The organism is Xanthomonas sp. LMG 12462, from assembly GCF_009192885.1.
GTDB classification, from domain to species: Bacteria; Pseudomonadota; Gammaproteobacteria; order Xanthomonadales; family Xanthomonadaceae; genus Xanthomonas_A; species Xanthomonas_A sontii.
Window position 1 is genome coordinate 1 of the sequence record NZ_NMPP01000015.1, and the last position, 24,655, is coordinate 24,655.

General features: G+C 69.4%; 26 protein-coding genes and 2 tRNA genes. 21 read left to right on the forward strand and 7 right to left on the reverse strand.

All coding sequences use genetic code 11. The annotated features are described in order from the left end of the window. Positions 1-579: 579 nt before the first annotated feature. From CEK69_RS05135 to CEK69_RS05190, 12 genes are all read left to right on the forward strand, one after another. Positions 580-1,287, forward strand: a complete 708-nt coding sequence (locus tag CEK69_RS05135; RefSeq protein WP_017908858.1) for a response regulator transcription factor — start codon at positions 580-582, stop codon at positions 1,285-1,287. After that, positions 1,284-2,708 carry a sensor histidine kinase gene (locus CEK69_RS05140; RefSeq protein WP_043095806.1) on the forward strand — a complete coding sequence of 475 codons (1,425 nt, stop codon included), beginning with the start codon at positions 1,284-1,286 and terminating at the stop codon, positions 2,706-2,708. Before CEK69_RS05135 ends, CEK69_RS05140 begins: the two co-directional genes overlap by 4 nt. After that, a complete protein-coding gene (locus tag CEK69_RS05145; RefSeq protein ID WP_152244282.1) occupies positions 2,705-4,135 on the forward strand; it encodes an efflux transporter outer membrane subunit in 1,431 nt (476 codons plus the stop codon). Before CEK69_RS05140 ends, CEK69_RS05145 begins: the two co-directional genes overlap by 4 nt. Continuing rightward, positions 4,135-5,268: an ABC transporter permease gene (locus CEK69_RS05150; protein WP_017910964.1), complete on the forward strand. Its 1,134-nt coding sequence runs from the start codon at positions 4,135-4,137 to the stop codon at positions 5,266-5,268. The genes CEK69_RS05145 and CEK69_RS05150 overlap by 1 nt, the downstream gene beginning before the upstream one ends. Continuing rightward, entirely contained in the window at positions 5,265-6,029 is a 765-nt protein-coding gene (locus tag CEK69_RS05155; RefSeq protein WP_017910965.1) for an ABC transporter ATP-binding protein, read from the forward strand. Before CEK69_RS05150 ends, CEK69_RS05155 begins: the two co-directional genes overlap by 4 nt. Continuing rightward, complete coding sequence (locus CEK69_RS05160) at positions 6,026-6,925, forward strand: HlyD family efflux transporter periplasmic adaptor subunit (protein ID WP_152244284.1); 900 nt, start codon at positions 6,026-6,028, stop codon at positions 6,923-6,925. The genes CEK69_RS05155 and CEK69_RS05160 overlap by 4 nt, the downstream gene beginning before the upstream one ends. A gap of 92 nt (positions 6,926-7,017) precedes the next feature. Next, complete coding sequence (locus CEK69_RS05165; RefSeq protein ID WP_150408942.1) at positions 7,018-7,845, forward strand: alpha/beta fold hydrolase; 828 nt, start codon at positions 7,018-7,020, stop codon at positions 7,843-7,845. Continuing rightward, entirely contained in the window at positions 7,845-8,207 is a 363-nt protein-coding gene (locus CEK69_RS05170; RefSeq protein ID WP_017914162.1) for an EamA family transporter, read from the forward strand. Before CEK69_RS05165 ends, CEK69_RS05170 begins: the two co-directional genes overlap by 1 nt. Continuing rightward, positions 8,204-8,602, forward strand: coding sequence for an EamA family transporter (locus CEK69_RS05175; protein ID WP_017914161.1), 399 nt, complete (start codon positions 8,204-8,206; stop codon positions 8,600-8,602). The genes CEK69_RS05170 and CEK69_RS05175 overlap by 4 nt, the downstream gene beginning before the upstream one ends. Next, on the forward strand, positions 8,592-9,839 hold the full coding sequence (locus CEK69_RS05180) for a DegT/DnrJ/EryC1/StrS family aminotransferase (RefSeq protein WP_152244286.1): 1,248 nt from the start codon (positions 8,592-8,594) through the stop codon (positions 9,837-9,839). Before CEK69_RS05175 ends, CEK69_RS05180 begins: the two co-directional genes overlap by 11 nt. Positions 9,840-9,931: 92 nt before the next feature. Next, positions 9,932-10,696, forward strand: a complete 765-nt coding sequence (locus tag CEK69_RS05185) for a hypothetical protein (RefSeq protein ID WP_226975048.1) — start codon at positions 9,932-9,934, stop codon at positions 10,694-10,696. Positions 10,697-10,711: 15 nt separating this feature from the next. Continuing rightward, a complete protein-coding gene (locus CEK69_RS05190; protein WP_081616437.1) occupies positions 10,712-11,215 on the forward strand; it encodes a hypothetical protein in 504 nt (167 codons plus the stop codon). Positions 11,216-11,398: 183 nt separating this feature from the next. Here CEK69_RS05190 and CEK69_RS05195 read toward each other — a convergent pair whose 3' ends face one another. Both CEK69_RS05195 and CEK69_RS05200 read right to left on the reverse strand, forming a co-directional pair. Next, on the reverse strand, positions 11,399-12,280 hold the full coding sequence (locus tag CEK69_RS05195) for an arginase family protein (protein WP_017912333.1): 882 nt from the start codon (positions 12,278-12,280) through the stop codon (positions 11,399-11,401). 1 nt (position 12,281) lies between these two features. Then, a complete protein-coding gene (locus CEK69_RS05200; protein ID WP_017912332.1) occupies positions 12,282-13,349 on the reverse strand; it encodes a GNAT family N-acetyltransferase in 1,068 nt (355 codons plus the stop codon). Positions 13,350-13,461: 112 nt separating this feature from the next. Between CEK69_RS05200 and CEK69_RS05205 the strand changes: the two genes are divergently transcribed. Together CEK69_RS05205 and CEK69_RS05210 are read left to right on the forward strand one after the other, a co-directional pair. Next, positions 13,462-13,737 (forward strand): acyl carrier protein, encoded by a 276-nt coding sequence (locus CEK69_RS05205; RefSeq protein ID WP_010342598.1) that lies wholly within the window; start codon positions 13,462-13,464, stop codon positions 13,735-13,737. 6 nt (positions 13,738-13,743) lie between these two features. After that, positions 13,744-14,982 carry a beta-ketoacyl-[acyl-carrier-protein] synthase family protein gene (locus CEK69_RS05210; protein ID WP_152244288.1) on the forward strand — a complete coding sequence of 413 codons (1,239 nt, stop codon included), beginning with the start codon at positions 13,744-13,746 and terminating at the stop codon, positions 14,980-14,982. 65 nt (positions 14,983-15,047) lie between these two features. Here the strand turns inward: CEK69_RS05210 and CEK69_RS05215 are convergent, their stop codons facing one another. Together CEK69_RS05215 and CEK69_RS05220 are read right to left on the reverse strand one after the other, a co-directional pair. Continuing rightward, positions 15,048-16,403, reverse strand: coding sequence for an aminotransferase class III-fold pyridoxal phosphate-dependent enzyme (locus tag CEK69_RS05215; RefSeq protein WP_198526533.1), 1,356 nt, complete (start codon positions 16,401-16,403; stop codon positions 15,048-15,050). A 122-nt stretch (positions 16,404-16,525) separates the two neighbouring features. Next, on the reverse strand, positions 16,526-17,443 hold the full coding sequence (locus tag CEK69_RS05220) for an MtnX-like HAD-IB family phosphatase (protein ID WP_081616457.1): 918 nt from the start codon (positions 17,441-17,443) through the stop codon (positions 16,526-16,528). On the opposite strand from CEK69_RS05220, the gene CEK69_RS05225 reads away from it, so the two are divergent. Together CEK69_RS05225 and CEK69_RS05230 are read left to right on the forward strand one after the other, a co-directional pair. Next, positions 17,416-17,502, forward strand: a tRNA-Leu gene (locus tag CEK69_RS05225). The two genes, CEK69_RS05220 and CEK69_RS05225, sit on opposite strands and share 28 nt — an antisense overlap. 310 nt (positions 17,503-17,812) lie before the next feature. Then, a complete protein-coding gene (locus CEK69_RS05230; RefSeq protein ID WP_043095814.1) occupies positions 17,813-18,043 on the forward strand; it encodes a hypothetical protein in 231 nt (76 codons plus the stop codon). A gap of 174 nt (positions 18,044-18,217) precedes the next feature. On the opposite strand, the gene hemN is transcribed toward CEK69_RS05230, so the two are convergent. Together hemN and CEK69_RS05240 are read right to left on the reverse strand one after the other, a co-directional pair. Further along, entirely contained in the window at positions 18,218-19,624 is a 1,407-nt protein-coding gene (gene hemN / locus CEK69_RS05235) for an oxygen-independent coproporphyrinogen III oxidase (RefSeq protein WP_193313907.1), read from the reverse strand. 44 nt (positions 19,625-19,668) lie between these two features. Beyond that, positions 19,669-20,199: a group III truncated hemoglobin gene (locus CEK69_RS05240; RefSeq protein ID WP_017912671.1), complete on the reverse strand. Its 531-nt coding sequence runs from the start codon at positions 20,197-20,199 to the stop codon at positions 19,669-19,671. 142 nt (positions 20,200-20,341) lie between these two features. Here CEK69_RS05240 and CEK69_RS05245 point away from each other — a divergent pair, with 142 nt between their 5' ends. The 3 genes from CEK69_RS05245 to CEK69_RS05255 all read left to right on the forward strand — a co-directional run bounded on the left by CEK69_RS05245 (position 20,342) and on the right by CEK69_RS05255 (position 21,991). Further along, the gene (locus CEK69_RS05245) at positions 20,342-20,647 is read left to right on the forward strand and encodes a hypothetical protein (RefSeq protein WP_051067605.1); all 306 of its coding nucleotides are present in this window, start codon (positions 20,342-20,344) and stop codon (positions 20,645-20,647) included. 101 nt (positions 20,648-20,748) lie between these two features. Continuing rightward, a complete protein-coding gene (locus CEK69_RS05250; protein ID WP_152244290.1) occupies positions 20,749-21,780 on the forward strand; it encodes a 4Fe-4S dicluster domain-containing protein in 1,032 nt (343 codons plus the stop codon). A gap of 135 nt (positions 21,781-21,915) precedes the next feature. Next, a tRNA-Gly gene (locus CEK69_RS05255) sits at positions 21,916-21,991 on the forward strand. A 145-nt stretch (positions 21,992-22,136) separates the two neighbouring features. On the opposite strand, the gene CEK69_RS05260 is transcribed toward CEK69_RS05255, so the two are convergent. After that, positions 22,137-22,583, reverse strand: coding sequence for a DUF4087 domain-containing protein (locus CEK69_RS05260; RefSeq protein WP_226975049.1), 447 nt, complete (start codon positions 22,581-22,583; stop codon positions 22,137-22,139). 63 nt (positions 22,584-22,646) lie between these two features. On the opposite strand from CEK69_RS05260, the gene CEK69_RS21000 reads away from it, so the two are divergent. Together CEK69_RS21000 and CEK69_RS05265 are read left to right on the forward strand one after the other, a co-directional pair. Continuing rightward, positions 22,647-22,790: a hypothetical protein gene (locus CEK69_RS21000; RefSeq protein WP_193313908.1), complete on the forward strand. Its 144-nt coding sequence runs from the start codon at positions 22,647-22,649 to the stop codon at positions 22,788-22,790. 151 nt (positions 22,791-22,941) lie between these two features. After that, complete coding sequence (locus CEK69_RS05265) at positions 22,942-24,612, forward strand: hypothetical protein (protein ID WP_152244292.1); 1,671 nt, start codon at positions 22,942-22,944, stop codon at positions 24,610-24,612. The last annotated feature ends 43 nt before the right edge of the window (positions 24,613-24,655 follow it).

Below are 24,655 nucleotides of genomic sequence, written 5' to 3' on the forward strand. Positions count from 1 at the left end.
ATTCGGGATTGGGGATTCGCAAAGGCGGGCGGACTGCGGCCTGAAAGTTTGCGTGCAGACGCCGCGCGCGGTCCGGCGCTGACTGCATCAGTGCAAACAGATCGTTTCGACGCATGATGCAGACATGATCTCCGCTCGATAACGGCACGTTGAACGCACGAGGCCCCGGCATGCCGGGGCCTCGTGCGTTTTCTTCCCTTCGATTCCGATCGCAGTGGCGCTGCGCCGATCCGTCGGCGCCTGCGGGAGCGAAACGTGGCCGGCGAATCGAGATCCGTTCGATTCCGTGCGAGCCGTCTCCCTGGCGCGGGAGCGGTGACGTTGCCGACCCGTTCATGATGCCGCGGACCCGGAGGCGTGAGGATCGGCGGATGCCGCGGCCGACTATAGGATTTTTCCTACCCGGCGGATCAGGACCGGCGAGCGCGCAGCGATGTCATGGATGATAATGGTCATCACCGCATCGCAGAATCTGGATACACACTCCATCGAAGCTACATCGACGTATGTGAACGTAGTGACTTCGCCGCCGCCGATTACGACGGTTTTCCCACATCCCCGTTGCAAGCATTTCGCATCATGCGCATCCTGGTCGCCGAAGACGATACGTCCATTGCCGTTGCATTGCGCGACTCGCTCGCCGAGTGCGGCCACGTAGTGGACCATGTCGGCGACGGTGCCGCCGCCGAGCGCGCGCTCGGTAGCGAAAGCTATCAACTGCTGGTGCTGGACCTGGGCCTGCCGCGCCGCGACGGGCTACAGGTACTGCAGCGCCTGCGCGCGCGCCGCGACGAGATCCCGGTGCTGGTGGTGACGGCGCGCGATGCCGTGGAAGACCGCATCCACGCGCTCGACCAGGGCGCCGACGACTACCTGATCAAGCCCTTCGAACTGTCCGAGTTCCTCGCCCGCACCCGCGCGCTCCTGCGTCGCAGCAGCAGCGGCGGCGTGCCGGAACTGGTGCTGGGGCAACTGCGCATCAACCTGGCCGGGCGCCGGGTGTGGCTGCAGGACCAGCCGCTGGACCTGACCGCGCGCGAGTTCGCGCTGCTGGAAACCCTGCTGCTGCGCAGCGGGCGCGTGGTCAGCCGCAGCCAGCTGACCGAAGCGCTGTGCGACTGGCAGCACGAAATCACCGACAACGGCCTGGACATCTCCATGCACCGCCTGCGGCGCAAGCTGCACGGCGCCGGCGTCGGCATCCGGACCATCCGCGGCCTGGGCTATCTGCTGGAGGAGTCGCGCGCCGCCTCACCGGCCGCCGACCACGCACAGATGCCGCAGTGAGCGCGACCGCGGCCGCGCAGTCGCCGGCATACCGCCACCCCAGCCTGCGCCAGCGACTGCTGGCGTTCCTGCTGATTCCGACCATGCTGCTGATGCTGGTGGTGTCGGCACTGTTCTACCTGCTGATGCTCAAGTACACCAATCACGTCCACGACATGGACCTGAAGGAGGACACGCAGGGCCTGGCGAATGCGGTCAACGACCCCGGCGAGCGCATGCCGCTGACCCTGCAGGCGCGGCAACTGCTGGAGTACAGCAGCGACGGCCGGGTGTTCTTCAAGCTCGACAGCCGCCGCCACGGGGTGATCAGCGGCAGCACCCAGCCGATTCCGGCGCATCCGGATCCGGCCGAAGTCGGCCGGGTGATGCTGTACGACGACCGCATGGACAACGGCGTGCCGGTGCGTGTGGCCAGCCTGTTGCTGCCTTCGGCGCTGGAGCCGGGCGACTGGCTCACCGTGTCGGTGGCCGAGACCCTGGACGACCGTCACCGCCGCGCCCGCGAGATCCTGGTGCTGATGCTGCCGACCGAACTGCTGCTCACCTGCTCGCTGCTGGTGCTGGTCTGGCATGGCGTGCGGGTCGGCCTGCGCATGCTGGAGCCGGCGGTGCGGCGGCTCGACGACAGCCAGCGCGACCTCAGCCCGGTGTCCGGTCCCGACATCCCGGTGGAGATCGTGCCGCTGACCCAGGCCATCGACGGCCTGCTCGGCCGCCTCAAGCACATGATGGCGCTGCAGGAACGCTTCCTCGCCGACGCCGCGCACCAACTGCGCACGCCGCTTGCCGGGCTGAGCATGCACGTGCAGCGCGCCCAGGCCAGCCAGCGTCCGGAAGACACCGCGCAGGCGCTGCAGCACATCCGCCAGCTGACCGACCGCGCCACCCGCACCTCCACCCAGTTGCTGGCGCTGACCCGCACCCAGGCCCCGCGCGAGAGCATCCGCCCGCTGCTGCCGCTGGATCTGGCGCAATGGCTGCCGCAGGCGCTGGCCGAGCGCATCCCCGACGCCCTGCACGCCGGCGTGGACCTGGGCTACGACGGCGGCGACGACGACGCGGCTGCGGCCTGGGTCGCCGCCGACGCCCATGCGCTGCGCGAACTGCTCGACAACCTGCTGGACAACGCGTTCCGCCACGCCGCCGGCCGTGTGGTCACGGTCAGCCTGCGGCGCGATCCGCTGTCCGTGCGCCTGGCCGTGGACGACGCCGGCAGCGGCATCGACGAGGCCCTGCTGCCGCGCCTGGGCGAGCGCTTCTTCCGCGCCCCGGACGCGCCCGAAGGCGGCACCGGCCTGGGCCTGGCGATCGTCGCCAACATCGCCGCCCGCCACCACGCCACGCTGCGCTACCGGCGCTCGGCGCTGGGCGGCCTGCGTGCGGAGCTGGACCTGCCGGCCGGCGCGGAGCCGCAGGCATGAGCCGGATCCGGATCCGCCCGGTCAGCGTGCTGGCGCTGGCCGCCGCACTGGCCCTGGCCGGCTGCGCCAGCACGCCGTTGCCGGACCTGCCGCAACAGTCGCTGCCCGCGCGATGGAGCAGCCCGACGCCGCAGGCCGCGGTCCCGCGCCCACCCGGCACGGCCTGGTGGCAGGACTTCCACGACCCGCAGCTCGACGCGCTGGTCGCGCAGGCGCTGCGCGACGACCTCAACGTCGGCCAGGCACTGGCCAAGCTGCGCGCGGCGCGGCGCCTGGATACCGTGGCCGGCGCATCGCAACGCCCGCAGCTGCGTGCGCGCACCCTCGACCCGATCGACCCCGACGCCAGCGCCTCGTTCCTGGTGGTCGGGCTCGACTCGGAATGGGAGTTGCCGCTGTTCGGCCGCGGCGAGGCGACCCGGCGCATGGCCCGCGGCGATCTGGACAATGCCCAGGCCGACCTGGCGCAGGTACGCGCGGCGACCATCGCCGAGGTGACCCGCAACTGGATCGACCTGCGCCACGCGCAGCAGGCCGAGCGGCTGCAACAGGACGTCGTCGCCGCCCGCCAGCGTCAGGCGACCCTGCAGGCGACGCTGGTCGACCTGCATCTGGCCACGCCGGCTTCCGCGGCGCAGGCGCAGGCCGCCGCACTGCAGGCGCAAACCGCCCTGGACGAGCCGCGCGATGCCGCCGCCGCAGCCGCGCGGCGCCTGGCGGTGCTGCTGGGCCGCGACACGCCCGACCCGGCATGGAGCACGGCCGCGGCCAGCGCCACGCCGACGGCGTTGCAGATCGCCGCGGTCGACAGCGTCCCGGCCGACCTGCTGCGCCGGCGCCCGGACATCGCCACGCGCGAAGCCGAGGTGCTGAGCGCGGCCGGCGCGCTGGATCTGGCCCGCGCCGATCAGTACGGCAGCATCGGCCTGGGCGGTTCGATCCGCTGGTCGACCACCCTGCTGAGCCATCGCCGCACCGCCACCCACGGCATCGCCTCGTTCGGCCCGGTGATCGACATTCCGCTGTTCGACTGGGGCATCCGCCATGCCAAGGCCAAGGCACGCGGCGACCTGCTGGAAGCGGCCACCCTGGCCTACCGGCAGACCGTGCTGGAGGCAGTCAACGAGGTCGAGGACGCGCTGACCGCACTGGAACAGCAGCGGCGCAACGTCGAGACCCAGCAGCAGGTGCTGCAGGCACAGCAGCAGGCCAGCGAGGTCGCGCAGCAGCGCCGGCGGCTGGGCCTGGGCAGCGACCTGGACGTGGCCACGCAGCAGGCCGCGCGCGACCAGGCCGCCCTGGAACTGCTGGAAGCGCAGCGCCAGCGCGATCTGGCCTACGTCGCCCTGCACACCGCACTGGGCAGCGCCACTGCGCCGATCCCCGGCACAGGCGCCGTCAGCAACCACGAAGGCGCGCAGCCCTGATGGTCGCGCTGGCCCGCCAGACCCTGCGCTACGAGTGGCGCCGCTTCCTGCCGGTGGTGGTGTCGGTGGGCTTCGCCAGCCTGTTGCTGCTGCTGCAGACCGCACTGGTGCTGGGCATCTTCGGCAGCGCCAGCGTCTATGTGTCCGGCTCCGACGCCGACCTGTGGCTGGGCTATCCCGGCACGCAGAGCGTGGACCAGGGCCGCGCCATCGATCCGGACGCGGCCGCGCCGCTGTACCTGGACCCGCGGGTGGCGCAGGTCGAGCCGTTCATCTGGTTCGACGGCGACTGGCGCGGCCCCGGCGACACCGGTGCGGTGTCGGTCTACATCTCCGGCATCGACACCCGCGACGGCGGGCTGATGTTCTCCCGTCTGCTCAGCCCCGCCCTGCGCGCGGCGCTGCGCGAACCGGACACCGTGGTGGTGGACCGCGCGGAACTGGACAAGCTCGGCGTCGGCGTCGGCAGCAGCGCGCGCATCAATGGTCATCGCGTACGGGTGATCGGGGTCGGCCGCGGCCTGCGCGCGCTCGGCGGGGTCAACGTGCTCGCCTCGCTGGACACCGCGCGCGCGCTCAACAGCGACACTGCGCATCCGGACTGGCCGACCTACATGGTGGCCAGGCTGCGCCCCGGCGCCGACCCGCAGGCGGTGGCGCAGGCGATCGACAGCGCGGTCACGCGGCCGCGCGTGGAAGCCTGGAGCGCCGACGATTTCGCCCGCCGCAGCATCCTGTTCTGGATGTTCGACACCGGCGCCGGCTCCGGCGTGCTGTTCCTCGGCGGCATCGTGCTGCTGGTCGGCGTGGCCATCACCAGCCAGACCCTGCTCGGCACCGTGCTCGGCGCCGCGCGCGAGTACGCCACGCTCAACGCGCTGGGCGTGAGCATGCGCAACCTGCGCTGGGTGGTGCTGGAACAGGCCGCCTGGGTCGGTGCGCTGGGCCTGATCGGTGCCAGCGCGCTGGGCGCGGCGCTGGTCGCGCTGGCCCGCGCGCACGACGTGCCGGTGGCGTTCAACGCCAGCGGCTGGGGCCTGTGCGTGTGTGCGGTGATGCTGCTGACCGTGGTCTCGGCCCTGGCCGCGCTGCGCGGGCTGCGCCGCGCCGATCCGGCGTTGCTGCTGCGATGAGCCGCATCGTCGCCCCCGCCGCGCTGCATCCGGCCGCCGCCACCCTCAGCGGCAGCGGACTGTGCAAGAGCTTCGTCTCCGGCAGCCTGCGCACGCCGGTGCTGCGCGACGTGGAACTGCAGGTGTGGCCGGGCGAGCTGACCCTGATCTCCGGCCCGTCAGGCTGCGGCAAGAGCACCCTGCTGTCGATTCTCAGCGGCCTGCAGCGCGCCGACGCCGGCCGGGTGCTGGCGCTGGGCGAGGAACTGGGCGCGCTCGGCGCCACCGCGCTGGAGCAGTTCCGCCTGCGCCACACCGGCTTCATCTTCCAGGGCTTCAACCTGTTCCCGGCGCTGTGCGCGCTGGACCAGGTGCGGCTGCCACTGCAGTACATGGGCCTGGCCCCGGCCGAAGTGCGCAGCCGTGCAGAGGAAGCGCTGGCCGAGGTCGGCATCGCCCACCGCCAGCACCTGCGCCCGGCCGAACTGTCCGGCGGCGAGAAGCAGCGCGTGGCGATCGCCCGCGCGCTGGCCAAGCACCCGGCGCTGCTGTTCGCCGACGAACCCACCAGCGCGCTGGACGCCGGCAACGGCCAGATCGTGATCGACCTGCTGCACCGCATCGCGCGCCGCCACAACACCATGGTGCTGTGCGTGAGCCACGACCCGCGCCTGATCCGCCATGCCGACCGCGTGCTGTCGATGGAGGACGGCCGCATCCTCGACGACCGCCGCGTCAACGCGCCGCCCTCGCCCCTGCCCTCACGGAATCCCGCACCATGAAAGCGTTCGCCGCCGCGCCCCTGCTGAGCCTGCTGCTGGCCGCATGCGCGCCCTCGGACCGCACGCCGGCCCCGGCGCCGGCCGCCACCCCGGCCTACCTGGCGGTGGCGCGCGGCCGCATCGATGTGGAAGGCGGCGTGCTCAAGCTCGGCCTGCCGGTCGCCGCGACCCTGCGCGAGGTGCCGGTGCACGAGGGCGACGCGGTGCAGAAAGGCGCCGTGCTGGTCGCCGGCGACGACCGCGCCGCCGCGGTCGAGCTGGACATCGCCCGTACCCGCGCGCAGGCCGCGGCGACCCACCTGAAACAACTGCAGCAGCGCCTGCAAAGCGCCCAGCAGAAGCAGCGGCGGCTGGCCGAGGCCGCGCGCCTGGGCGCCGGCGACGGGCAGACCGCCGACGACGCCAGCGACGCGGTGCAGAGCCTGATGGACGCTCTGGACACCGCACGCAGCGACGTGGCGCTGGCCGACGCGCAGGTGCGCGCGGCAGAGTTGCAGCGCGCGCAGTACCGGCTGCAGGCGCCGGTCGCCGGCCGCGTCCTGCAGTTGTCGGCCGCGGTCGGCGCGCGCAGCGAGGCCAACGCGCCGCTGCTGACCCTGCTGCCGGACGCGCCGCGCCTGGTCCGCGCCGAATTGAACGAAAGCTATGCCGGCAGCGTCACCCCGGGCATGGCCGCCGAGGTCATCAGCGACGACGGCCGCCAGACCGTGCTTGGTCAGGCGGTGGTGCGTTGGCTGGCGCCGGCCTACGGCCCGACCCAGTTGCACGACGACGCCACGCCCGCCGGCAACGACCGCAGCGTGGCCTGCGTGCTGGCCTTCACCCAGCCCTCGACCCTGCGCCTGGGCCAGCGCGTGCTGGTGCGCTTCCGCAACCCGGCCGCGGCCAAGCATTGAGCTTGCACGCCGCCGCGGCGGCGAAAGGCTGCTGAAACGCGCAGCGGCGACCCTGCACGGATTGCCGAGACTGCGCAGCCGCGCCCATTCACATGATCCAATCTGCCGAGTTCCACTTCGAAGGCGGCCGCAATGGCGTGCTGCTGATCCACGGCCTGACCGGCACGCCCAGCGAAATGCGTCTGCTCGGCAAGAGCCTGAACCGCGAAGGCTTCAGCGTCCATGGCGTGCAGCTGGCCGGCCACTGCGGCGACGAGGACGACCTGCTCGCCACCAACTGGCGCGACTGGTACGCCAGCGTCGAGGCGGCGGCCGCGCGCATGCGCCCACAGGTCGACCGGCTGTTCGTGGCCGGGCTGTCGATGGGCGCGGTGCTGGCGCTGCGCCTGGCGCAGGAGCGTCCGCAGTGGGTGGACGGCGTCGGCGTGCTCGGCGCCACCTTCCGCTACGACGGCTGGAACATCCCCAAGCGCGCGCGGCTGGCGTTCCTGCTGCCCTGGTTCAAGCGCCTGGGCATCGGCAAGCGCCGCATGTTCCTGGAAGAGCCGCCGTACGGCCTGCGCGACGAGCGCATCCGCGCCCAAATCAGCAGCGCGATGCTCGGCGGCGACAGCAGCGCCGCCGGCCTGCCTGGCAACCCCTGGCACGCCCTGGCCGAGATGTACCTGCTCGCGCGCGCGGTGCGCCGCGACCTGCCCAAGGTCGTCGCGCCATGCCTGGTCGCGCACGCGACCGAGGACGACATCGCCGACCTGCGCAATGCGCGGCTGGTGATCGCCAACGTGTCCGGGCCGACGGAGCTGCTGCTGCTGCACGACAGCTATCACATGATCACCCTGGACCGCGAACGGCGCGTGCTCGGCGCGCGCCTGGCGCAGTTCTTCGCCGCCCTGTGCGTGCCGCAGCAGGCCGCCGCCTGATGGCGATGACCGGCTCGGTAGTGGGCATCTGGCTGGCGACGGTGGCGCTCGACACCGCCGGCCAATTGGCCTTCAAGTACGTGGCCAGCCACCCGCAGGGCACCGGCATGGCGCGCTGGCAGCGCATGGCGCGGCAGCCGCAGCTGTGGTTCGGCGTGGCCTGCTACGTGCTCGAATTCCTCGCCTGGACCGCGTTCCTGTCGCTGGTGCCGCTGGGCCGCGGCGTGCTGCTGGGTTCGATCAACATCGTGGCGATCATGCTGGCCGGGCGCTGGCTGTTCGGCGAACGCCTCGGGCGCATGCAGGTGGCCGGCATCTGCCTGGTCAGCGCCGGCGTGGCGGTGGTGGGGTTGGGCTCATGAGCCGGCCGCCGCTGCATCGCTACGCGGTGGGCTTCGCCCTGCTGCTGAGCTTCGACACCCTGGCGCAGATCGGCTTCAAGCTGGCCGGCACGCACGCGTTCCCGCCGCAGGCCGAACTGGCCTGGGTGCTGCGCCTGCTCGGCAGCCCCTGGCTGTACGCGGCGCTGCTCGGCTACATCGGCGCCTTCTTCACCTGGATGAAGCTGCTCGAGCACGCGCCGATCGGCCCGGCATTCGCCGCCTCGCACCTGGAAGTGGTCAGCGTGATGCTGCTGTCGGCCTGGTGGTTCAACGAACACATCGGCCTGTTGCAGGCGCTGGGCGCGGCGCTGATCGTCGGCGGCATCGTCTGCCTGGCGATCGGCGAGCGCGCGGACCCCGCCGATGCGCACTGAAATCCCACCGACCGCCGGCCTGCCGCTGCAGTGGGGCGACCTGTGGCCAGGCCGGCCGCGCGAACGCCTGGCCAGCGCGCTCGGCCTGCCGCAGGCCCTGCTGACCTGCTCGGGCACCGCCGCGCTGATCGTGGCCCTGCGCACCCTGACCGCGGCCAACCGGCGCCGGCAGGTGCTGGTGTCGGCTTATACCTGCCCGCTGGTGGCGCTGGCGGTGGCGCACTGCGGCCTGCAACTGGTGCTGTGCGATCTGCTGCCCGGCTCGCTGGAACTGGACCCGGTGCAGCTGGCGCAGCGCTGCGGCAGCGACACCCTGGCCATCATCGCCACCCATCTGGGCGGGCGTCTGATCGACCTGGCGCCGCTGCGCCGCGCCGCCGAAGGCTGCGGCGCGCTGCTGATCGAAGACGCGGCGCAGGCGCTGGGCGGCGTGCACCCGGACGGCCGCCCGGCCGGCCTCGGCGGCGACATCGGCTTCTGCAGCCTGGCCGCCGGCAAGGGACTCACGCTGTACGAAGGCGGGCTGCTGATGTCGCGGCATGCGCCGCTGCAGCGCAGTCTGGCCGACACCGCCGCGCGCCTGGGCCAGCGCGACTGGCGCTGGGAACTGCGGCGCAGCCTGGAACTGCTCGGCTACGCCGCGCTGTACCGGCCGCAGCCGCTGCGCTGGGCGTACGGCGCACCGGTGCGCCGCGCGCTGCGCCGCGGCGACCGCATCGGCGCGGCCGGCGACCGCTTCGGCACGGCCATCGCCCAGCACGCGGTCGGCGCCTGGCGCGAAGGCGTGGGCGTGCGCGCCAGCACCCGCTGGCCGGCATTTCTTGCGCAGATACGCGAACAGGGCCGGCGCCGCAGCGCACGCCTGGCCGGCATCCCCGGCCTGAGCGTGATCGCCGATACCCCCGGCGCCCAGGGCAGCTGGCCGATCCTGATGGTGCTGCTGCCCGATGCGGCCGCACGCGAATCGGTGCTGGGTGCGCTGTGGCCGCGCGGACTCGGCGTGGCGGTGCCGTTCGTGCATGCCCTGCCCGACTACGACTACCTGGACGGCATCGTCGAACGCACGCCGATGCCCAACGCCAGCGACTTCGCCGCGCGCTGCCTGAGCATCAGCAACAGCCCCTGGCTGGACGAGGCGCGCTTCGAGACCATCGTGGCCACGCTGCACGCGGCCTGCGCCGTTTCCTGTCAGAAACTAGCGCCCGTGGATATTGCGCTTGCTGGTGTCTGCGGATAATCTACACGGCTAAGAGACGCGTAAAATTATTACAAAAAAACGCGCTGAAGTTAATGTAGACCCCTGAATTTAAAGAATTATCTGGAGAAAAAATGAAAAGGACTATTTGGCTAGCCGCCACTGTGGCATTCGCCAGCATTGTTGCAATATTTTTCTTTCAAAAGAAAGAAAACAATGAAAATTCGCTCAGTCAGGCACAGCTTACAAACTCCGCTGAATCCAGCGAAAAATCATTAAAGCCCGAAATTTCAGCGACTGGAAAAGAAGAAGAAAAAAGCGGGCCATCGAGACCTGCAAAAAAATCCATAAGGCACCCGTTCCCCGAAGTACCGCAAACACGAAGAGGAATGAGCTTCGAGAACGATCCATTTTTTGCAGAAAGCAAAGCCGAACAGGCTTGGCTGGATCGCCACGGCTACCCCAATGAAAAACAATGGGAGGCCTATATGACAGCCCCGGAAGCTCTTTTGAAAGAAGCAGCAGACGCCGGAGACATGGCAGCGAAGGCAATATTGGATGCGCGCTTGTTGCCAACCGATCAACAGGCACAGCAACGCCTCATAGACGCAGGCGCAGAAGGAAATCTTTTTGCCCTAAATATGCTTGCCTCCTATCAAGGCGGAGCATCCAATGGAGATCCAGTTGCAGCCTATGCTTTGTCCCGCGTTTTAGAAATGCGAGGAGATACCCGCGCCGGAATCACCAGAGACGCAATGATTACAAAGCCATTATCAACCCAACAAAGGACATTAGGAGAGTCGGAAGCATTGCGAATAAATGACGCGATCGACAATATTTACAAGTCGAAATATGGAATAGATCCAAAATTAGACAAGCGCCCCATTGGCGCACAGTAAATCCACAAAAAAGGAATGAATTTTATGCAAAAGAAATATGGAATTGCACTACTATCTTTTAGTGGAATCATGGGTGTAGCACTAGCATGTTCCGAGCTCCCCATGCCCCCATTGCCACCGATTTCGGTAACTCTAGGCGACCTACCAAAGTTCAGCGACTACTCCAACCCGGCAAATGCCGCCTTTATGTCGAAACTCGATGCATCTGCATCAAAAGTTCTCGGCGAAGGCACATGGGTAAACAACTCCTACAAAGGCTATGTCGCCTACACATTCAAAATGCTGATGCACTCAGGGCGAAATATTGTCTATATTGAAAAGCCGTGTGGCAAAACCGCAAAGGAAGTGGCCAAGGAGCTGCAAGATCAAGCTTCGAATAATAGTGGTGGTGGTGGTGGCGGCGGCGGCAATGTAGGCAGTGGTAGCGGTGGCGGCATCCTAATTGGAGGCGGCTGCTATGGAAGCTGCGGGGGAAAAATGCCAGTTGTCGACGTAGGCCCCCCAGAGCAAACAAGTTAATCCACCCAGTGGTTTAGCGTGCAAAACGGCTTCATAGCCAAGCACATCGAATTGACATGTCGGGGCCGACGAATATGTCGCCCCGGCGTTTTGGCAACCCTCTTATACAGCAGTGCCTTTTGATAGGCGCTTCGAGCAGATTCGAACCACCTTGATCCAAAACAGCGCGCGCACCTCAATCAATCATTTAGATACGCTGACCACGTCCAGCGCCGCCAGCAGCCGCAGGTTCAAAGCGTGCTGCTGCGCCTGCCACGCCGACAGGTCCGCCGGCGACGGCTCGGGTTGCGCATCCAGCGCCGCCAGTTTTCGCTTCCACCATTGCGGGTAATGGGCCAGCGAGACTTCGCCGGTGATGTCGCTGCCGCACACCTGCCCGCGCAGCGCCTCGATCGCCTGCAGCAACTGCGGTATGCGCAGTTGGCCCTGGTCCCAGTTGGTGCGCACGTCCTGCGGATCCAGCACGTCCTTGTCCAGCGACAGATAGGTCGGCATCGGCGTGCGCCGCAGGTGCTCGACGAACGCGTCGCTCAGCGCGCTCACGCTGTCGAAACCGCGCACCGCCTGGCCCAGGCCCAGCCGCCGCGCCCAGCCCACGTCCACGCCACTGCACCAGTAGCGCAGCTTGCCGCGGTACAGCGGCAACAGGTGGTTTTCCCAGGCATGGCCAGGGCCGACGTCGCCGGAGGTGATGCCGGCCACCTCGACCTGCGCCACCTGCGGCAGCGCGGCGATGCGGCGCACCCACGAGCCGCAGTGAACGCCGAACGGGAAGCGCATGTTGTCCGGATGGTTGTCGAACACCACCACCCGCAACGGCGCCTGCGCACGCTGCGCCAGGCGCACGATCAACGGCAGGCTCAGGTGATGGAAATCGCCGCTGCCCAGCAGCACGGTGCCGTACTGCGCCGGCAGCGCCTGCTCCAGCGCCGCGCCGAAGCGGCGCAGCCGCGCCATCGAGCAGGCGAAGCGCAGACCATCGCACCAGTCGCGCAACGGCAGGCGCACGGCGCCGGGTACTGCGCCCAGCGAAGCGTCGAGATCGAGCAGGACCGGGGTGCGCATCTCAGTCCTCCTCGGCGGTATCGGCGGCCGGCCCGACGTCGTCGGATTCGAACAGCGGCCGCAGCCGCCGCAGCACGGCGCGCAGCAACGGATTGCGCAGGTACACCGCATGCCAGGTGTAGGTGAAGCTGGCGCCGAGCTGGGCCTTCACCTCCGGATCGGTCCAGCCGGCGACGTAGGCGGTGAGGCCATGGCGGCAGGCATAGTCGAGGTTCTCGATCCAGCTCAGCGCGTACAGGTTGTGGTCGCGCGCATCCGGGTAGTGCAGGCCGATGTACTTGTCGATCAGCCGACCCTCGTGCACGTAGCACAGATTCCAGCCGATGATGCGGCCCTGGTGCCGGTACACGAACACCTGGCCGCCCGAGTCGGCGTCGGTCAGCAGCGCGTCGAAGAACGGTTCGGTCAGCAGGTCGAAATGGATCTCGCTCTGCGCGTACACCTCCTGGTACAGCGCATAGCAGTGCGCGCGCAGCGCCGGGTCGGCGAAGGCCGGGCCGGTCGGCAGCACCTCGATCTCCAGATCGGCGCGCGAGCGCAGCTTGCGGCGGATGTTGCGCCGGCGCCCGCGCGAGAGCCGCGCCAGGTACTCGTCGGTGGAGGCGAAGTCGATCGGCACCCAGGCCAGCGCCTGCCCGCGCAGCAGCACGTAGCCGTTGCGCTCGCAGGCGTCCAGGAACGCCTGCGCCCAGGCGTTGTCGGCCTCATCCAGCAGCGGCGAGCGCTGCGGCACGTCCTTGACGATCATCAGCGCGCGGCGCCGGCCCAGTTGCGTACGCCACTGCCGCGGTAACTGCACCGGGTCGGCCGCGCGCGGCAGCCAGGCGTATTCGCTGACGGTGCTGCCGACGAAGCTGGTGCGCGGCCGCAGCAGGCGCTGCCACAGCCGCTGCAGCGGCAGCCGCGCCACCTTCGCGCGCAGCGCGGGTTCGGCGGTGGTGAGCAGGTCGAAATCGGCCTCGAAGGCCGGCACCCCGTGCTCCAGGGGCTGGATCAGGAAACCGGCTGGCGGGTGCTGCAGGAACTGCCGCTGCAAGGCCTGCGGCTCGAGTTGGTTGACGAAAGGCATCTGCAAGATTGATCGTCTAGCGTGGAGAATGGATGCTGCGGCCCAGGCCGCAGCGTGCGATCCACCGGCGGCGGGCGCCGCACGGTGGCCCTTCATTTCGCGGAGCACTGCCATGACCCCGTCCATCGAGTCGCAAATCCACAGCATCGTCGCCAAGCATGGCGAGATCGACCCGGCGCGCCTGACCCCGGATGCCAAGCTGCAGGACCTGGGCGTGGATTCGCTCGAGGCCATCGAAATCCTGTTCGACATCGAAGAACACTTCGACATCACCTTCCCGCAGCGCGACCCGAACCTGGACGACGGTTCGCTCGGCAAGCTGGTGCAGGCGGTCGAGGACGCGCTGGCGGCCAAGGCGGCGGCCGGCGCGGCGCAACCGGCGCACTGACGCGCCATGGGCGCCTCCCCGCACGCGCGGCGCGTCGTGGTCACCGGCATGGGCGCGGTCAGCGCGCTCGGCCTGGGCGCCGAGGCGCTGTGGAGCGCGATGCGCGAGGGCCGCAGCGGCATCGCCGCCCTGCCCTCGCCCGATCCGCTCAGCACGTTGAAGATGCGCGTGGCCGCGACCCTGCAAGGGTTCGCTCCGGATGCCACGCAGACCGGCGGCATCGCCCCCGGCCAGCTCGACCGCATGACCCAGATGGCGCTGGTCGCCGCCCGCGAGGCGATCGCCCAGGCCGGGCTGCCGCACGGCGATGCCGCGCTCGGCGCGCGCTGCGCGGTGGTGGTCGGCACCGGCGTCGGCGCCGAACTCAGCCGCGACGAACAATCGCGCCGGCTGTACCGCGACCAGGCCGAACGCCTGCATCCGCTGACCATCGTGCGCAGCATGGCCAACGCGCCGGCCAGCCAGATCAGCATCGCCTTCGGCCTGCGCGGCCCGGCCTTCGCCGTCTCCAGCGCCTGCGCCTCGGCCAATCACGCCTTCGCCCAGGCCGCGCTGATGGTCCGCCATGGCCTGGCCGACGTGGCCATCGCCGGCGGCAGCGAAGCCTGCCTGAGCCTGGCGCTGATCCGCGCCTGGGAAGCGATGCGGGTGGTCAGCGACGACACCTGCCGGCCGTTCTGCGCGCAGCGCAGCGGTCTGGTGCTGGGCGAAGGCGCCGGCATGTTCGTGCTGGAAAGCGCCGAGCACGCGGCCGCCCGCGGCGCGCTGCCGCTGGCGGAACTGGCAGGATTCGGCATGAGTTCCGATGCCGGCGACATCGTCGCGCCCAGCGTCGACGGCGCCGCCACGGCGATGCGCCTGGCGCTGCAGGACGCCGGCCTGGCGCCGGAGCAGATCGATTACGTCAACGCCCACGGCACCGGCACGCAGGCCAACGACCGCTGCGAAACCCAGGCGCTGCGTCAGGTGTTCGGTGCGCACGCCGAGGCGCTGGCGGTCAGCTCGACCAAGGCGGTGCACGGCCATGCGCTCGGCGCGGCCGGCGCGCTGGAACTGGTGGCGGCGATCGGCGCGCTGCGCGAGCAGGTGGTGCCGCCCACGGCCAACTTCCTCGATGCCGATCCCGAATGCGATCTGGACTACGTGCCCAACCAGGCGCGCGCCCGCAACGTGCAGGCGGTGCTGAGCAATTCCTTCGCCTTCGGCGGACTCAATGCGGTGATCGCGCTGCGCGCGGCGGGCTGAAGCGCCCGCCGCCGCAAACAACGGCGGGAGGCAACGCGAACCGCGCGCGTCGTCTCCCGCCCGGCTCATGCGACCTGCTTGGCGCGGGTCAGCAACTGGTCCAGCAAGGACAGGCCCAGGTCGATCTCTTCGTGGCTGATGTGCAGCGACGGCGCCAGCGTGATCACGTTCTTGTAGTAACCGCCCACGTCCAGGATCAGGCCGATGCGCTTGCCGTTGTGGCGCAGCTCGCCTTCCAGGCCCATGTCGACCATGGTGTCGAGCAGCTTGCGGTTCGGCGTGAAGCCGTCCGCCTGGCAGATTTCCGCACGCAGGGCCAGGCCCAGGCCGTCGACGTCGCCGATTTCCGGGTGGCGCTTCTGCAGGTCGCGCAGGCCGTCCAGGAAGTGCGCGCCCTTGGCCATCACCATCGACTCGTAGTCGGTCTCGGCCAGCATGCGCATGGTTTCCAGGCCGACCGCGGTGCCCAGCGGGTTGGAAGCGAAGGTGGAGTGGGTCGAACCCGGCGGGAACACGGTCGGGTTGATCAGCTCCTCGCGCGCCCAGATGCCGGCCAGCGGGTTCAGGCCGTTGGTCAGCGCCTTGCCGAACACCAGCACGTCCGGGGTCACGCCGAAATGCTCGATCGCCCACAGCTTGCCGGTGCGGAAGAAGCCCATCTGGATTTCGTCCACCACCATCAGGATGCCGTACTTGTCCAGCACCCGCTTCAGGCCGGTGAAGAAGTTCGGCGGCGGGATCACGTAGCCGCCGGTGCCCTGGATCGGCTCGACGTAGAACGCCGCGTACTCGCACTGCCCGGCCTTGGGATCCCACACGCCATTGTACTCGGTCTCGAACAGGCGCTCGAACTTGGCCACGCACTGCTCGCCGTACTCTTCCTTGGACATGCCCTTGGGGCCGCGGAAGTGGTACGGGAATTCGATGAACTGGGCGCGGTCGAAATGACCGAAGCGGCGGCGGTAGCGGTACGACGAGGTGATCGCCGAGGCGCCGAGGGTACGGCCGTGGTAGCCGCCTTCGAAGGCGAACACCAGGCTCTTGCCGGCGCTGGCGTTGCGCACCAGCTTCAGCGAGTCTTCCACCGACTGCGCGCCGCCGACGTTGAAGTGCACGCGGCCCTTGCGGCCCCACTTGCGCTCGGCGTCGACCGCGATGGTCTTGGCCAGCTCGATCTTGGTCGGGTGCAGGTACTGGCTGGCGACCTGCGGCAGGGTCTCGATCTGGCGGGTCAGCGCCTGATTCAGGCGCGGATTGGCGTAGCCGAAGTTGACCGCCGAGTACCACATCTGCAGGTCCAGGTACGGCACCTCTTCGGTGTCGTACAGGTAGCTGCCGTCGCAGCGGCCGAAGATGCGCGGCGGCTCGCTGTAGTGCACGGTGTCGCCGTAGGAGCAGTACTGGGACTCGTCGGCCAGCATCTGCGCATCGCTCAGCGCGCGCTGGTGGTCGGCACCGGTGCGCAGCAGCGCCTCCGGATCGGGCGCGGCATCGCCATGCAGCGGTGCGAGCGAGGAAAGCGAAACATTCCGGTTCATCGGGATCAGGCTCGTTGGGTGACGGGAAGCGGGAAGGACACGGTGGTGGTCGCCGGCACCGCCAGGTCGGGCAGCAGGGCGATGGCGTCGTCGAAACCGGTGATCGCGCAATGGGCGATCCCGTTGGCGCGGCAATGGCGCAGCAGACCGTCCTTGGCGAACACCAGGTCGGCCTTGCCGGCCAGGCAGAAATCGGAACGGCCGTCGCCGATCAGCAAGGTCGCGCGCTCTGGCGGCTGCTGCGCCATGACCGCGCACTTGCAGGTGCCGCTGGGGCAGTCCGGGCGCGCATGCGGCGAGGCCATGCGCCATTCGCCCGCGTCGGTACGCAGCAGGCGGTTGGCGATGATCGGCAGATGGTGCAGGCCGTGACGCGCGAGGATCCGGGCGATGCCGTAGTCCAGGCCGTCGCTGACGATGCTCAGCGGGATGCCCAGGCGTTCGGCCAGCGCCACGAAGCGCACGAAGGCCGGGTCGATCCGCACCGCATCCAGCACCCGGTGCAGCGCATCGACGTCGCCGTCGAGCAGCGCGACCTGCTTGCTCATGCACTCGCGGGCGCCGATCCGACCGGCGACCCAGTCGTCTTCCAGTTCCTGCCAACCGGGGCGCCCGAGGTGCTCGAGCAGGCTGTCGGTCACGTCCTGCAGGGACACGGTACCGTCAAAATCGCAAAGGATGTTCCATTGGGCGCGCAAGGTGGCTCTCCGGCTGATGGGGGCAGAGCCTAGGCACGCTGTCTTTCGCACTCCTTTCGGCGAGGTGAAAGAAAGCGGAGCGTTCACATTGGGCGTGGTAGGTGCCCACGCATCCCCCTGACCTGCTGACCGCCCAACGCTGGGATGCGCTACACGGTTCCCAATTCGACCGCGATCGGGCAACCTACATGCACCAGGCCCGGATGGCGAAACTGGTAGACGCATCGGACTTAAAATCCGCCGGGGGCGACCCCATGCCGGTTCGATTCCGGCTCCGGGCACCACCTATTGGCAGGCGGAACCGACAGGCCACATCAGGCACGGCCCCCCCAAGCTCTACCGCCTCGGCACGCCAATCATCCCGATCACCACAGATGCGCCGCATGCAGGGTGGTGTCTGACGCCCGGGCTGTTCGCTGGCCGAGCGCAGCGTTTGCCCCACAGCCAGCCGGTGGAAAGCGCCGGGAAAGCGCATCCATTGTGGGATGACCCGCAAACTGTCCGAACGCAAGCGACAGGCACTGCATCGCCCCGGACGACACCGTGCTAGAAACATTGCCACACCAGCCGCGCCGGCTGCTTGGGGAGAAGCGAGTGAACGAGACCTACGAAAGAGAAAAGCGCGCGCGTACGTTCGCCCAATACATCAGGGACACGTGGAGTGGCCCGCTTTCCCGCGACGAAAAGCAACAGCTGGGCGAGAAAATCCGGGACGAAGTGGATGGAGCACCGGATCGCGACAGCCTGGAGTCCATCATCATCGGCGCGCTCAGAGAGAAGGATATCGATCCCGACGAACTGGGCATCCGCTGGTCATTGGATTGAGATCGCCCCACGGCGTCCGCACGGGCGCCGGGCAGTTGGAGTGCCAGACACAAGATCGCCAGGCCCTCCCGCGGGATGGCCTTGGATATCGGGCGCCCCCGCCACCGAAAAGTCCCCGATACCGCCGCCACGGCGGCACCGGGGATGCCAACGGCAAGGGAATCCGCGCGGCGCTCAGATCGCGCGCGAGTAGCGCGCCGGCTGGTCGGGCTGGCGCAGGTAGCGGTCGAAGCACATGGCGATCAGGCGCAGCAGCGGGCGGCCGCGGGCGGTGGCCTGGACCACGCCGTCGCGGTAGTCGGCCAGACCGTCCGCGCACAGCGGCGCCAGTGCGCGCAGTTCCTCGCGGAAATAGCTGGCGAAGTCGATACCGTGGCGCTGCGCCACCGCTGCCGCGTCCACCCGCCCCTGGCACATCAGCTGCTGGATCAGTTCGGCGCGCAAGGCGTCGTCGGCACTGAGCTGCAGGCCGCGCAGCACCGGGCTGTCGCCGGCGTCCACGGCCGCTTCCCAGGCCGGCAGGTCGCGCTGGTTCTGGCTGTAGCTGGCGCCGATGCGGCTGATCGCGCTGACCCCCAGGCCCAGCAGGTCGGTGTCGGCGTGGGTGGTGTAGCCCATGAAGTTGCGGTGCAGGCTGCCCTGCCGCTGCGCGCGCGCCAGGTCTTCCTGCGGCAGCGCGAAGTGGTCCATGCCGATGTACTGGTAGCCGGCCGCCGAGAGCCTGCTGACCGCCAGCCCGAGCAGGGCCAGCTTCTGCTCGGCATCGGGCAGATCGGCGTCTGCGATGCGCCGCTGCGCCTTGAACAGTTGCGGCATGTGCGCGTAGCCGTAGACCGCCAGGCGGTCCGGGCGCGCCGCGATCACCGTCTCCAGGGTCTGTTCAAACCCCGCCAGGGTCTGCTGCGGCAGGCCGTAGATCAGGTCGACGTTGACCGAGCGCATGCCGTGCACGCGGCAGGCGCGCAGGATGTCCAGCGTCTCGTGCACGCCCTGGCGGCGGTTGATCGCCTGCTGCACCAGCGGGTCGAAATCCTGGATGCCCAGGCTGGCGCGATTGAAGCCCAGTTCGGCCAATGCAGCGATGTCCTGCGGCGTCACCGTGCGTGGGTCCAGTTCGATGGACATCTCGCGGTCCGGCGCCTGGCTGAAGCGGAACAGCCCGCGCAGGCCATGCACCAGTTCGCCCAGCAACTCGGGAGCGAGGAAGTTGGGGGTACCCCCGCCCAGGTGCAGTTGCACCACCTCGCGATCGCCCTCGAAACACGCGGCCATCATCGCAGCCTCGCGCAGCAGCCGCTGCACGTAGGTGCGGCCGCGCTGCGGGTCGCGGGTGATCACCCGATGGCAGCCGCAATAGAAGCAGGGATTGCGGCAGAACGGCACGTGCACGTACAGCGACAGCGGCCGCCGCGGATCGCTGGCCTGGACCGCGGCGAACAACTGCGCCGGGCCGAAACCGGTCTGGAAATGCGGCGCGGTCGGGTACGAGGTGTAGCGCGGGCCAGGACGGTCGTAGCGGCGCAGCAGGTCGGCGTCGAAGGTCCAGGCGGCGGAGGGATCGGGCGCGGTCAGGATGTCCATGCCCCGAGCATGCGCGGCGCCCGGCGCGGCCGCCTTGACCTGGATCAATCCGCGCACGCAGCCGGCGGCAGCGGCGATGCCGGCTCGAACGGGCGCCAGCTCATCTGGTGGCGGCGCCAGAACGTCTCGGCGATGCGCTGGGCGATGTCGTCGGCCAGCAGCCGCATCGGCGTGTTGGGCAGCTCGGCGGTCGTGGCGCGGAACAGGCCCAGCCAGCGCTGGAACAACAGTGCGCTGAGTTCGCGCATGGCCATGTGCCGCGGCATCGGCGCGCCGCGGAAACGGCGGGTGCCGCGCAGCATCGCCGACCAGAAATCGCACAGCTGCTGCTGGTGCGCGTCCCAGTCCTCGATGTGCGCGGCGAACACCGCCGACAGATCGGCGTCGGCGCGCACGCGGCGGTAGAACGTCTCCACCAGCGCCTGCACCTCGGCCTCGCTGCACAGGTCCGGCCCCGGCAAGGGCATGCCCTCGATCTGGTCCTGCATGGTCCGCTCCACGTCGCTCGACGCCGACAGTCTCCACGCCGCCACCGCGGCGGCCTTGATCAGGATCAATGTCGGCACGGCCGGCACTGCCTAGTCTGCCGCTGCGGCATGCGCCGACGCCGGTGTCGACGGGGGATCGGCGGCCAGGCGGCTGGCAGGCGCGGCGACGTGTGTGGCGCTGCCCCCTTGGCGCATGCCGCATCCTCCTTTCGCGATGGAATCCACCGTCATGGCCTCTCCCGACGATCCGCTGCTCGACCCGCTCGATCCCGGTACGCCACGCCCGCTGGTGCAGCGGCTGGGGGTGATCCTGTGGCCGAGCTTCCTGGTGGCCGGCGCGATGAGCGTGCTGTTCTTCGCCCTGGTCGATCCGCTGGCGCTGCGCGACATCACCTTCCCCGGCCGCCAGCTGAGCCGCGAGCTGGGCTATACGGTGGGCTTCTTCATGTTCTGGCTGGCGACGCTGGCCTCGAGCCTGCTGACCGGCTTCCTGTTGCGTCCGGCGCCGCACGGCGACGCCGCGCCGCTGTCCTGAGCCGGCTGCCGATGCCTCGCCCGATCCACTTGCATGTCGTCACCTCGCCCGCAGCCACGGCAGGACCGGCGCCGCCACATCGGTACACGCAGTTCCGACGCGTGGTGCTGTGGCTGCTGTTCGCCGCCTTCTACCTGCTGCCGTGGCTGCGCTGGCAGGGCCGGCAGGCGCTGCTGCTGGATCTGCCGGCGCGGCGCTTCGACGTGTTCGGCTGGACCCTGTGGCCGCACGACGTCGGCTGGCTGCTGCTGGCGCTGGGCGCCGCCGCGGCCTCGCTGGCGGTGCTCACCACTCTGGCCGGGCGCCTGTGGTGCGGCTTCGCCTGTCCGCAGACGGTGTGGAGCCACGCCTTCGCCTGGATCGAACGGCGCTTCGCCGACTGGCCGGCCGCGGCACGGCACCTGCTGTGGGCGACCGTGGCGCTGTGGACCGGGGTCAGCTTCGTCGGCTATTTCGTGCCGATCGCCGACCTGGTCGCGCGCCTGCATCCGTTCGCCTGGAGCGGCGGGGAGACGTTCTGGGTGCTGTTCTATGCACTGGCCACCTGGGGCAACGCCGGCTTCCTGCGCAGCCAGGTCTGCCGCTACCTGTGCCCGTACGCGCGCCTGCAGCCGCTGCTGTGCGACCGCGACACGCCGCTGGTCGGCTACGACGCGATGCGCGGCGAACCGCGCGGCGCCCGCGCCTGCGGCACTGGCAGCATCGCCCAGCGCGGGCGGCGCCTGCTCGACCCCGTCACCGCCCGCGACTACGCCGTGCGCGCCAGCATCGCCCAGCTCGCCGGCCAGGGCGGCAGCCGCGGCGAGGCCCTGGCCGCGTATGCCGGCACCCTGCCCAAGTTCAGCGCCGAACAACTCGGCGACTGCGTGGCCTGCGACGCCTGCGTGCAGGCGTGCCCCGCCGGCATCGATCCGCGCAATGGTGCGCATTACGCCTGCACCGCCTGCGGCGCGTGCGTCGAGGCCTGCGACCGCAGCATGGATCGCCACGGTTTCGCCCGCGGCCTGTTGCGTCTTGCCGGTGCCAATGCCATCGATCGCCAGCCGCGGCACTGGTGGCGCCGGCCGCGGCTGCTGGGCGGCGCCGCCACGCTGCTGGCGGCGTTGCTGGCGTGGTGGTGGCTGGCGGCGTGAGCCGGGCCGAGTCGACCGTGGCGACTCGTTGGGCGCGGCGGAACCGCTGCCGCCCCCTGGGGCAGCGACGGACATTTTTTTGCAACGAAGGGCTAGCGCACCTGCTGGCAGGCGTGTAGAATGCGCGGCTCCCAAGCGGGAATAGCTCAGTTGGTAGAGCGCAACCTTGCCAAGGTTGAGGTCGCGAGTTCGAGTCTCGTTTCCCGCTCCAAATAGCGTCACTTGCTTTCTACGATGCAAGTGAACCACCGAAAAAAGGAGCCCAGGCTCCTTTTTTCGTTTTCGCGGTCTGCGGACTCGACAGCGACGCTGCCCGAATCAGCGCCGATCCGCCAATCCGCCGCGCAGCGAACCTCTTACTTCAGCGGATTCTCCGGCTCCCTGCCCCGCAGTGCCTTGTCCTGCCGGCAGGTCTTCAACGGCTGGGCCGTCGCCGACTCGATCGCGGTCACCTCGCGGGTGTCGTCACGCGCATGCACCTTCAGGCAGGCGCAGCCGTAGCCGGCGCTGCCCGTCCCGGTCCCCACCCAGCGCGCCTGGGAGAACGTCGGCCATGTGCCCTCGGCCTGGTGCCCGCCCTGCTGGCCGACCGTCCACTCGCCGTCCTTGTCCACGAGCGTGGCGTTGCCTGGCGAGGGATTGTCGAACCAGCCGCAACGCGTGACGGCACCGGCAGGCGGCGTGGCATCGGCGACAGCGCACAGGCCGGTCATGGCAACCAGGGCCGCACCGAACACGCTGGCGAAACGCAAAACAGGTCGCGATGGATTCATGACATCAGGATCGAGGGACGAGACCGGCATCATCGCAAATCGGCGCCCGCCGGCGCTGCCGGGAGGCCCTGCAGGCGGCAAGGCGCAGCGCCGATGCCGCCTCTCCTGTTCGATGCGATGCCGCCGCGCGATCGCAGTGCCGTCGTGTGTCCGTTCTACGACCTGTCCTGGTTCGACACCGTCGGCCGCCAGCGGTTCGTGCAGTACAAGCAGCGCTTCTGGGCGGCGGCGCCGTAGCGGCGACGCAGCGTCGCCGGCGCCGGGCGCACCGCGGTCGCGGTAGGGAAAACCGCAGCTGGCTCGTCTATCTACCGCAACGTCGCCCTGCGGGAGACGCTGCCGCGCGCTGCTGCCGGGTCCCGCACCGTCTTTCCAGAGCATCCGCTGCATGCAGACCCTGATCCAACGCGGCATGGCCGCCCTTCGCCAGGACAACGTCGACGGCCTGTACAGGCTGTGGTCCGGCACGACCGTGCTCAACCATCTGCAGGAGGCCGACCTCGATGTGCTGATGCAGCGCTGCGACGCCCGGATCCAGGCCGCGCCGGGCGACCCGGCGCCATGGCGGCTGAAGTGCCTGATCTACCTCGACCGCAGCGCGCACTTCACCAGCGACCGCCGGCAGGCGCTGCGCACCGTCGCCGAGTGGGCCGGACGCGCGATCGGTCTGGCCCCGCACGACGCCGAGGCGCACCGCCTGCTCGGCAGCGCGCACTACTGGCTGGACGAACCCGCATCGGCGATCAGCGCCTACCGCAACGCCCACGCGCTGCAGCCGCAGGTGGACCTGCAGGTCCGCCTGTTCGAGATGGAATCGCTGCCTGCCGGGCAGTCGCCGCAGCTGCTGCAGCTGGACTTCCGCGACGGCAACGCCTGCCACTACTACAGCGCCGGCGTCTCCATCGGCAAATGGAAACACGCCGGGATGGAGCCGGCCGATGCCGGCTACGTCGACGCGGTGCAGTTCGCCCTCTACGAGCACGGCACCACGCTGTTCCGGCAAGCCCTGGAACTGGGCGAGGCCGCCACCTGCAACACCGACACCCATACCTTCGCGATGTGCTGTAACAACCTCGGCCTGCTGTACCTGGACCGGGGCCTGTACGCGCAGGCGCAGGCCATCCTCGAAGAAGGGCTGCGCCACAGCCGGTTCCAGTTCCTGTACCAGAACCTGCGCGAGGCCTATCGCCAGCAGGGCATGCGCGCCGAGGCTGCGGATCTGGCGCTGACCCTGATGATGGACTACGAACTGGACACGCCGCTGTTCCTGGATTGCGCGCAGGCGGCATGCAGCCATCTCAACCGCGTCGGCCGCCATGCCGACGTGCTGGAAATCGCCGATGCGGCGCAGGAAGAGTTCGAAGCGCTGCCCGACCAGGCCCAGGCCGATCGGGAACTGCTGCGGATGTATGCGCTGGTGCAGGCGCACCACCGTCTCACCGCGGCGCGTGCGCTGGGCCGGCTGCAGCCGGAGCATGTGGATACCGCCCTGTCGCAGGCGGCAGCGGAGGCGAATCCGCACGACCTGGACACGCTGTTCGTGCACGCCAGCGCACTCGGCGAGGCGCGCGACTACCCGGCCGCGGTCGATGCCTACGCCTCTCTGATCGCCGAGGCCACGCAGCAGCAGGACCTGCAGGCGCTCAAGCGCGCGCGGCACGGACGCGGCTACCTGCTGCTGTACCATCTGCCAGACGCCAAGGCCGCACTGCAGGACTTCCTCGCCGTGCAGCGCGACGGCACGGACGACTTCTACACGCACTACTACCAGGCCAACTGCCATTACGTGCTCAAGGACTACCGCAGCGCACTGCCGGCCTGCGACGCGGCACGCGCCCTGCTCGACGACGCCGTGGTGCAGGCGGACCCCGGCTCGGCGGAGCAGCTGTACATGATGGAAGCCAATTGCCACATGAACCTCGGTGCCTATCCCGCGTCGATCGCCGCCTTCGAGCGCTCGCTGGCGCTGCACGAACGTGCGGACGTGCGCGAGAGCTACGAGCTGGCCCGGCAACTGGCCGCCAAGCCGAAGAAGCGGCTGTTTGGGCTGTTCTCGTGATCGCCAGCGCATGAGCCACGCTTCGCACACTGCTCGCGCGAAG

What these genes read in the sequence shown, in the direction of transcription:
- CEK69_RS05265 (WP_152244292.1), top strand. Translation starts at nt 22,942, where the DNA reads ATGCAGACCCTGATCCAACGCGGCATGGCCGCCCTTCGCCAGGACAAC.
- CEK69_RS05190 (WP_081616437.1), top strand. Translation starts at nt 10,712, where the DNA reads ATGAATTTTATGCAAAAGAAATATGGAATTGCACTACTATCTTTTAGT.
- CEK69_RS05245 (WP_051067605.1), top strand. Translation starts at nt 20,342, where the DNA reads ATGGCCTCTCCCGACGATCCGCTGCTCGACCCGCTCGATCCCGGTACG.
- CEK69_RS05135 (WP_017908858.1), top strand. Translation starts at nt 580, where the DNA reads ATGCGCATCCTGGTCGCCGAAGACGATACGTCCATTGCCGTTGCATTG.
- CEK69_RS05160 (WP_152244284.1), top strand. Translation starts at nt 6,026, where the DNA reads ATGAAAGCGTTCGCCGCCGCGCCCCTGCTGAGCCTGCTGCTGGCCGCA.
- CEK69_RS05145 (WP_152244282.1), top strand. Translation starts at nt 2,705, where the DNA reads ATGAGCCGGATCCGGATCCGCCCGGTCAGCGTGCTGGCGCTGGCCGCC.
- CEK69_RS05260 (WP_226975049.1), bottom strand. Translation starts at nt 22,583, where the DNA reads ATGCCGGTCTCGTCCCTCGATCCTGATGTCATGAATCCATCGCGACCT.
- CEK69_RS05205 (WP_010342598.1), top strand. Translation starts at nt 13,462, where the DNA reads ATGACCCCGTCCATCGAGTCGCAAATCCACAGCATCGTCGCCAAGCAT.
- CEK69_RS05195 (WP_017912333.1), bottom strand. Translation starts at nt 12,280, where the DNA reads ATGCGCACCCCGGTCCTGCTCGATCTCGACGCTTCGCTGGGCGCAGTA.
- CEK69_RS05185 (WP_226975048.1), top strand. Translation starts at nt 9,932, where the DNA reads ATGAAAAGGACTATTTGGCTAGCCGCCACTGTGGCATTCGCCAGCATT.
- CEK69_RS05200 (WP_017912332.1), bottom strand. Translation starts at nt 13,349, where the DNA reads ATGCCTTTCGTCAACCAACTCGAGCCGCAGGCCTTGCAGCGGCAGTTC.
- hemN (WP_193313907.1), bottom strand. Translation starts at nt 19,624, where the DNA reads ATGGACATCCTGACCGCGCCCGATCCCTCCGCCGCCTGGACCTTCGAC.
- CEK69_RS05170 (WP_017914162.1), top strand. Translation starts at nt 7,845, where the DNA reads ATGGCGATGACCGGCTCGGTAGTGGGCATCTGGCTGGCGACGGTGGCG.
- CEK69_RS05220 (WP_081616457.1), bottom strand. Translation starts at nt 17,443, where the DNA reads ATGCGTCTACCAGTTTCGCCATCCGGGCCTGGTGCATGTAGGTTGCCC.
- CEK69_RS05150 (WP_017910964.1), top strand. Translation starts at nt 4,135, where the DNA reads ATGGTCGCGCTGGCCCGCCAGACCCTGCGCTACGAGTGGCGCCGCTTC.
- CEK69_RS05180 (WP_152244286.1), top strand. Translation starts at nt 8,592, where the DNA reads ATGCGCACTGAAATCCCACCGACCGCCGGCCTGCCGCTGCAGTGGGGC.
- CEK69_RS05155 (WP_017910965.1), top strand. Translation starts at nt 5,265, where the DNA reads ATGAGCCGCATCGTCGCCCCCGCCGCGCTGCATCCGGCCGCCGCCACC.
- CEK69_RS05175 (WP_017914161.1), top strand. Translation starts at nt 8,204, where the DNA reads ATGAGCCGGCCGCCGCTGCATCGCTACGCGGTGGGCTTCGCCCTGCTG.
- CEK69_RS05165 (WP_150408942.1), top strand. Translation starts at nt 7,018, where the DNA reads ATGATCCAATCTGCCGAGTTCCACTTCGAAGGCGGCCGCAATGGCGTG.
- CEK69_RS05210 (WP_152244288.1), top strand. Translation starts at nt 13,744, where the DNA reads ATGGGCGCCTCCCCGCACGCGCGGCGCGTCGTGGTCACCGGCATGGGC.
- CEK69_RS05215 (WP_198526533.1), bottom strand. Translation starts at nt 16,403, where the DNA reads ATGCTGGCCGACGAGTCCCAGTACTGCTCCTACGGCGACACCGTGCAC.
- CEK69_RS21000 (WP_193313908.1), top strand. Translation starts at nt 22,647, where the DNA reads ATGCCGCCTCTCCTGTTCGATGCGATGCCGCCGCGCGATCGCAGTGCC.